5 protein-coding genes and 1 pseudogene are annotated in these 6,855 nt (G+C 58.5%); 2 read left to right on the top strand and 4 right to left on the bottom strand.

From position 1 onward, the window contains the following. Both NH344_RS13690 and NH344_RS13685 read right to left on the bottom strand, forming a co-directional pair. Positions 1–319, bottom strand: a pseudogene (locus NH344_RS13690) (DNA recombination/repair protein RecA); the annotation flags it as partial. Positions 320–408: 89 nt separating this feature from the next. Beyond that, positions 409–933, bottom strand: coding sequence for a CinA family protein (locus tag NH344_RS13685; RefSeq protein WP_044628864.1), 525 nt, complete (start codon positions 931–933; stop codon positions 409–411). 121 nt (positions 934–1,054) lie between these two features. On the opposite strand from NH344_RS13685, the gene mutS reads away from it, so the two are divergent. Next, positions 1,055–3,622 carry a DNA mismatch repair protein MutS gene (gene mutS / locus NH344_RS13680; protein WP_172415925.1) on the top strand — a complete coding sequence of 856 codons (2,568 nt, stop codon included), beginning with the start codon at positions 1,055–1,057 and terminating at the stop codon, positions 3,620–3,622. A 182-nt stretch (positions 3,623–3,804) separates the two neighbouring features. Further along, positions 3,805–4,128 carry a ferredoxin FdxA gene (fdxA, locus tag NH344_RS13675; protein WP_044628866.1) on the top strand — a complete coding sequence of 108 codons (324 nt, stop codon included), beginning with the start codon at positions 3,805–3,807 and terminating at the stop codon, positions 4,126–4,128. A 498-nt stretch (positions 4,129–4,626) separates the two neighbouring features. Here the strand turns inward: fdxA and eno are convergent, their stop codons facing one another. Continuing rightward, positions 4,627–5,916: a phosphopyruvate hydratase gene (eno, locus tag NH344_RS13670; protein ID WP_172415924.1), complete on the bottom strand. Its 1,290-nt coding sequence runs from the start codon at positions 5,914–5,916 to the stop codon at positions 4,627–4,629. Positions 5,917–5,984: 68 nt separating this feature from the next. Continuing rightward, positions 5,985–6,848: a 3-deoxy-8-phosphooctulonate synthase gene (kdsA, locus tag NH344_RS13665; protein ID WP_062372343.1), complete on the bottom strand. Its 864-nt coding sequence runs from the start codon at positions 6,846–6,848 to the stop codon at positions 5,985–5,987. Positions 6,849–6,855: the final 7 nt, after the last annotated feature.

The following is a 6,855-nucleotide window of genomic DNA, read 5'->3' as shown; positions in this document are numbered from 1 at the left end:
TCTCAGCGTAGCTGGGGTCGAGCGCGTGCTCGGCATCAACGAAGGCACACACTTTGCCCTGCTTTTGCGCTTGGGCAATGACCGAAAGCGTCAGGGTAGTTTTACCCGATGACTCTGGGCCAAAGATTTCGACGACACGACCAAACGGTAAACCACCAATGCCGAGTGCAATATCCAGCCCCAGCGAACCGGTGGAGACAGACGGCATCACGACGCGTGGCGCATCGCCAAGGCGCATAACGGTCCCTTTACCAAACTGGCGATCAATCTGGCTGAGTGCAGCATTAAGCGCTTTTGTGCGGTTGTCTTCCTGAGCCATGCGGAAATTCCTCATAACAAGCTGTATAATTAGCCAGTAGTATGCCAAAGATTAGCGGCTAAACAAATCCTCAGCGGCAACTTTAACGATTATTTCTTCTGCGCCTGAGCGCTCAGCCTCGACACTAAACCCGCCAGCGCTTCGCGCACCGCCTGCTCCCGCACCGCTTGGCGGTCGCCGGGGAAGTGGAAGCACTCTGCCTGCTGCTGTCCAGCACTGCCCCAGGCAATCCATACGGTACCTACCGGTTTTTCGTCGCTGCCGCCCTCCGGGCCGGCCACACCGCTCACCGCAACGGCTAAATCAGCCCCGCTTTCACGGCAGGCTCCCGCCACCATCGCCTTCACCACGGCCTCGCTAACGGCTCCATGGGCTTCAAGCGTGGCAGGCTCCACACCCAGCAGGCGGGTTTTCGCGGCGTTTGAGTAGGTCACATAGCCCGCTGTAAAGTACGCCGAACTGCCTGCCGCCGAGGTAATCGCACTGGCAATGCCTCCTCCGGTGCAAGACTCTGCGGCGGTCACTTCAACGCCAAGCTGAAGGCAAAGCCGCCCCAGCCGCTGGGCAAGCAGCGATAAATCGAGGTTCTTGAGGCTAGAAACGCTGGGGGGCATGGTGACTCCTTCATGTAAGACCTTAGGGTAGCGTAGAATACTGCGTTTAGCTTTCTCAATGAAATTGCTCAACGAACATGCCGCAGGCCAACCGCTTGCGCCACGCTCAATCAGGACGCCCATGTCACAGGCCAGCCCCGCCCATACGCCAATGATGGCGCAATACCTTAACATCAAGCGCGAGCACCCCGAGGTACTGCTGTTTTACCGCATGGGGGATTTTTACGAGCTGTTTTTCGATGACGCTAAACGCGCCGCTGCGCTGCTGGATATCACCCTGACCCAGCGCGGCCAGTCGGGGGGTAAACCCATCCCCATGGCCGGGGTGCCCTACCATAGCGCGGAAGGTTATTTAGCCCGCTTAGTAGCAGGCGGTGAGTCGGTGGCGATTTGCGAGCAAATCGGCGACCCAGCCACTAGTAAAGGCCCGGTGGAGCGTCAGGTGGTGCGCATCGTCACCCCCGGCACACTGCACGATGAAGCCCTGCTAGATGCTCGGCGAGATAACGTTCTGGTGGCCGTTGCCCCCGGAAAAGCGGGCTGGGGATTGGCATGGCTGGAGCTCTCCAGCGGTCGTTTTAACGTACTGGAAGTCGAGAGCGAAGCGGAAATGCTCGCCGAGTTGACCCGCCTCTCCCCTGCGGAGCTGCTGGTGCCGGAGAGCCTGACCCTGCCCGATGCGTGGTCGCAAAAGCGCAGCCTACGCCGCCAGGGGGAGTGGCTATTCGATCTGGAAAGCGCCACCCGCAGCCTGTGCGACCAATTTGAAGTTAGCGACCTGCGTGGCTTTGGCTGCGCGCATCTCTCCACGGCGCTGATCGCGGCCGGTGTCTTGATCGACTACGCGCGCGATACCCAGCGCTCGCGCCTGCCCCACGTGACCGCCATCAGCGTAGAGAACCGCGACGATGCCGTGGTGATCGACGCCGCCAGCCGCCGCAATCTGGAAATCGACATCAACCTCGGCGGCACCGACGATAACACCCTGGCCAGCGTGCTTGATACCTGCACCACGGCCATGGGTTCGCGGCTTTTAAAGCGCTGGCTGAATCGCCCGCTACGCCAGCGGGAGATCGTCGAGGGCCGCCAAGCCGGCGTGGCCCTACTCTCTATCGATGCCAACTATATGAGCCTGCGGGATACGCTGAGCGACGTGGGGGACGTGGAACGCATACTCGCCCGCGTCGCTCTTTACAGCGCACGCCCACGCGATCTCGCGCGACTGAGAGATGCGCTCGCCACGCTGCCCACGCTGGAAGCGCTGCTGACCGATATCGACAGCGGCAGCGCCCTGGATAGCCTCAAGCCGCATATCCGCCCCTACCCCGAGCTGGCCGATACGCTAGCGCGAGCGCTGGTCGACAACCCGCCTGTAGTGATTCGGGATGGCGGCGTGATTGCCGATGGCTTCGATGCCGAGCTAGATGAGCATCGCGGCATGGCCGAAAACGCAGGCGACTATCTCGTTCAGTTAGAACTGAGAGAGCGCGAACGCACGGGACTTGCCAACCTAAAAGTTGGCTATAACCGCGTACACGGCTACTTTATTGAGCTACCCCGCGCCCAGGCGCAGCATGCGCCAGCCGACTATATCCGTCGTCAAACGCTGAAAAACGCCGAGCGCTTTATTATCCCAGAGCTGAAGGAGTTTGAGGACAAAGCGCTTTCCGCCAAGTCGCGGGCGCTGACGCGGGAAAAATGGCTCTACGATCAGTTGCTAGCCGAGCTCAACGCCCAACTGCACGAGCTACAAAACACCTCACGCGCGCTGGCTGAGCTGGATGTACTGTGTGCTTTTGCCGAGCGTGCCGACGCGCTCAACTGGGTGCGCCCTCAATTGGTGGAGGCCACGGGCATCACCATTACCGCCGGGCGCCACCCGGTCGTGGAGCAGGTCAGCGACAAACCGTTCGTGCCCAACGACGTGCTGCTCACCCCAGAGCAGCACATGCTGATCATCACCGGCCCCAACATGGGCGGTAAATCGACCTACATGCGCCAAACCGCCCTGATCGCCCTGCTGGCCCATAGCGGCAGCTTCGTACCCGCCGATGCCGCCGAGATCGGCCCGGTTGACCGCATCTTTACCCGGATCGGATCGTCAGATGATCTAGCGGGAGGGCGCTCTACCTTCATGGTAGAAATGACCGAAACCGCCAATATTTTGCACAATGCCACCGAACACAGCCTGGTGTTAATGGATGAGATTGGCCGTGGCACTAGCACCTTCGATGGGCTTTCCTTGGCCTGGGCAAGCGCCGAGCATCTCGCTAACGCTCGGGCGCTCACGCTGTTTGCCACGCACTATTTTGAAATGACGGCACTGCCTGAGCAGGCGGAGGGCATCGCCAATATTCATTTGACGGCAACGGAGCACGGCGATGGTATCGTGTTCATGCACCGTATCGAGGCAGGCCCCGCCAGCCAGAGTTATGGCTTACAGGTCGCCCAACTCGCCGGGGTCCCGGCTCCGGTAATTCGTCGCGCTCGGGAAAAGCTGATGACGCTCGAACAGCGGGATGTCGACGAGCAGCAGCGGCCCTCAGCGAGCCCTGCGATACCGCAGCAAAACGACCTGTTCGCCAGCGCCCCGCACCCGGTGGTAGAAGCGCTCGGTAAGGCGGATATCGACGACTTGTCGCCTCGCGAAGCGCTGACCTTGTTGTATCAGTGGCGAGAGTTGCTATAGACAATGGATATAATGAGCGTCAGTAATCGCATCAACAGATGAGCGCGAGCGCTTGCCGCCGGGTATGGGCACCACTAGAATGTCGCCCATACCTTTTTACCTTATAAAAAACCGCAGATTTATAACCATTCACGATTGACCACGACCGGGAGGCTTCTCGGTCTCGCAAGAGGGATAGCAAGATGACGTTTGTCGTTACCGAGAACTGCATCCAATGCAAATACACCGACTGTGTGGAAGTTTGCCCAGTCGACTGTTTCTACGAAGGCCCCAATTTCCTAGTTATTCACCCGGACGAGTGCATCGACTGCGCGCTGTGTGAGCCAGAGTGCCCTGCTGAGGCAATATTCTCGGAGGATGAGCTGCCAGATGGCCAAGAGCAGTTTATCGAGATCAACGCGGAGTTGGCCGAAGTGTGGCCCAATATTGCCGAGAAGAAAGACCCTCTGCCCGATGCAGAAGAGTGGGATGGCAAAACGGGTAAGCTGGAAAAACTCGAGCGTTAAGCGCAGAGTGTTAGCACATCCCAAAAAAACCAGCGTTTACGCTGGTTTTTTTGTAGTCGGATGGAAGGCGTCCATGATTGCGTGAATGGCCTACACAAAAAAAGGCGGCCCGTAGGCCGCCCGCTCCAAGCACTTCCTCTGACCACTCCCTGTGTCAACCTCCTCAGGTGACTTCCTTGCCAAGGCTCACATCACTGTGTCACCCAGCGCACCTGCATACATCCCGTTGCATCCTGCCTGAAGCATCCTTGCCTCCCCTTGTCCTGAATGCATTGTGGCAGAACAGCGCAACTTCTCAAGCGGACCCAATACGCAAAAGGCGAGCCCAAGGGACCCGCCTTTCTTTCATAAAACCCAACTAAGACAATCACTTAAAGTTGAATTAGTGAAAAATCTCGCTTTTTCTTACAAGGTTTCGAGCGAATTTCGTCGGCATTTGTAAGAGATCTCTTACAAATTTTTGAGAGATCTCTTACACGCGAACGCTATGTTTTTGACCTACTGGCCTTTGATGGCTTTCAAACCGGGGTAGCTCACATCCCCTAGCTCGGCTTCGATCACCAGCAGGCGGTTGTACTTCGCGACACGGTCAGAACGACACAGCGATCCGGTCTTGATTTGTCCCGCACAGGTGCCTACGGCCAGATCAGCAATGGTAGTGTCTTCGGTTTCACCACTACGGTGGGAGATGACCGCCGTAAAGCCCGCATCTTGGGCCATTTTAATCGCGTCGAGGGTTTCGGAGAGCGAGCCAATCTGGTTGAACTTGATCAGAATCGAGTTACCGATCTGCTCGTCAATGCCACGCTTAAGGATTTTGGTATTGGTGACGAATAGGTCGTCCCCCACCAGCTGCACCTTGTCGCCCAGCTTGTCGGTCAAGGCTTTCCAACCGGCCCAGTCGGACTCGTCCATGCCGTCTTCGATAGACACGATCGGGTAGTCGGCACACAGGCCCGCTAGGTAGTCCGCAAAGCCTTCGGCGTCGTAGCTCTTGCCTTCGCCAGAGAGGTTGTACTGGCCATCCTTGTAGAACTCGGAAGAGGCGCAGTCCAGTGCCAGCGTGACGTCGCTGCCCAGGGCATAACCGGCATCGGCCACCGCCTGCTTGATGACGGCCAGTGCCTCGGCGTTGGATGTCAGGTTGGGCGCAAAGCCACCCTCATCCCCTACCGAGGTAGACAGCCCCTTGGCAGACAGCACTTTCTTCAGCGCGTGGAAAATTTCCGCGCCCATGCGCAGGCCTTCACGGAAGTTGGGGGCGCCCACCGGCTGCACCATGAACTCCTGAATATCCACGTTATTGTCGGCGTGCTCACCGCCGTTGAGGATGTTCATCATCGGTACCGGCATGCTGTACTGGCCTGGCTGACCGTAAAGCTCGGCGATATGGGCATACAGTGGCACGCCTTTGGCATTGGCCGCCGCCTTGGCTGCCGCGAGCGACACCGCCAGAATCGCATTGGCTCCCAGAGTCGCCTTGTTATCCGTGCCATCCAACTCCAGCATGGCATTGTCCAAACCGCGCTGGTCCCGCGCATCCATTCCCAACAACGCATCACGAATCTTGCCATTCACGGCCTCGACGGCTTTTAAAACGCCTTTACCGAGGTAGCGCGCCTTGTCGCCATCACGCAGTTCGAGTGCTTCGCGGGAACCCGTGGAGGCACCGCTGGGGGCACAGGCAACGCCTACGGCACCGCTTTCCAAACGTACGGTGGCTTGAACGGTCGGGTTACCGCGCGAATCGAGCACTTCCAGCGCACTGATTTCAACAATTTTGGTCATGACAGTGTCCTTTGGTTGTCGGTCTAATCGATGAGAGGTCCAATGTATACCACGGATATCCGCCGCGATTAACGGATGGTCAAGGGGGCGAAGCCTTTGACCAGCGCGTCCAGCTGTGACAGTTGGGTCAGAAACGGTTCGAGCTGGTCCAGTGGCAGTGCGCAGGGGCCATCGCACTTGGCGTTATCGGGGTCTGGATGAGCTTCCAAAAACAGCCCGGCCAAGCCCACTGCCACACCCGCGCGAGCAAGCTCGGCAACCTGGGCACGGCGGCCATCGGCGCTGTCCGCCCGGCCACCTGGACGCTGCAGAGCATGGGTGACATCGAAGAACACCGGGTAACCGGTCTGCTTCATGTCGCCAAAGCCCAGCATGTCCACCACCAGGTTGTTGTAGCCAAAGCTGGTGCCGCGCTCGCAGAGCATCAGGCGGTCATTGCCCGCTTCCTGAAACTTGTTAAGGATATGGCGCATTTCGTGCGGGGCCAAAAACTGCGGCTTTTTGATATTGATGGCAGCGCCCGTTTTCGCCATTGCCACCACTAGATCGGTCTGGCGCGCCAAAAAGGCCGGCAGCTGGATGATATCGGCGACTTCAGCAGCAGGCGCTGCCTGCCAGGGCTCGTGCACATCGGTAATGATGGGCACGTTATAGCGCGCCTTGATATCGGCCAGGATTTGCAGGCCTTTTTCCAGCCCAGGCCCCCGGTAGGAGTGGATCGAGCTGCGATTCGCTTTGTCGAAACTGGCCTTGAACACATAAGGCATACCCAGCTTTTGCGTCACATTCACGTAGGCCTGCGCCACTTCATCGGCCAGCTCCGCCGACTCCAGCACGTTCATGCCGCCAAGCAGCATGAGTGGCAAAGAATTGCCGGCGGTTAAGCCGGCAACGTTGATGTGATGCTCTGGGAATTGGGACTGAGAAGACATGCTTCCC

Source organism: Halomonas sp. Ps84H-12 (assembly GCF_024124725.1).
Lineage (GTDB): Bacteria > Pseudomonadota > Gammaproteobacteria > Pseudomonadales > Halomonadaceae > Vreelandella > Vreelandella aquamarina.
The sequence above is the reverse complement of the archived record's forward strand: the minus strand, read 5'-3'. Positions and strand labels throughout refer to the sequence as shown.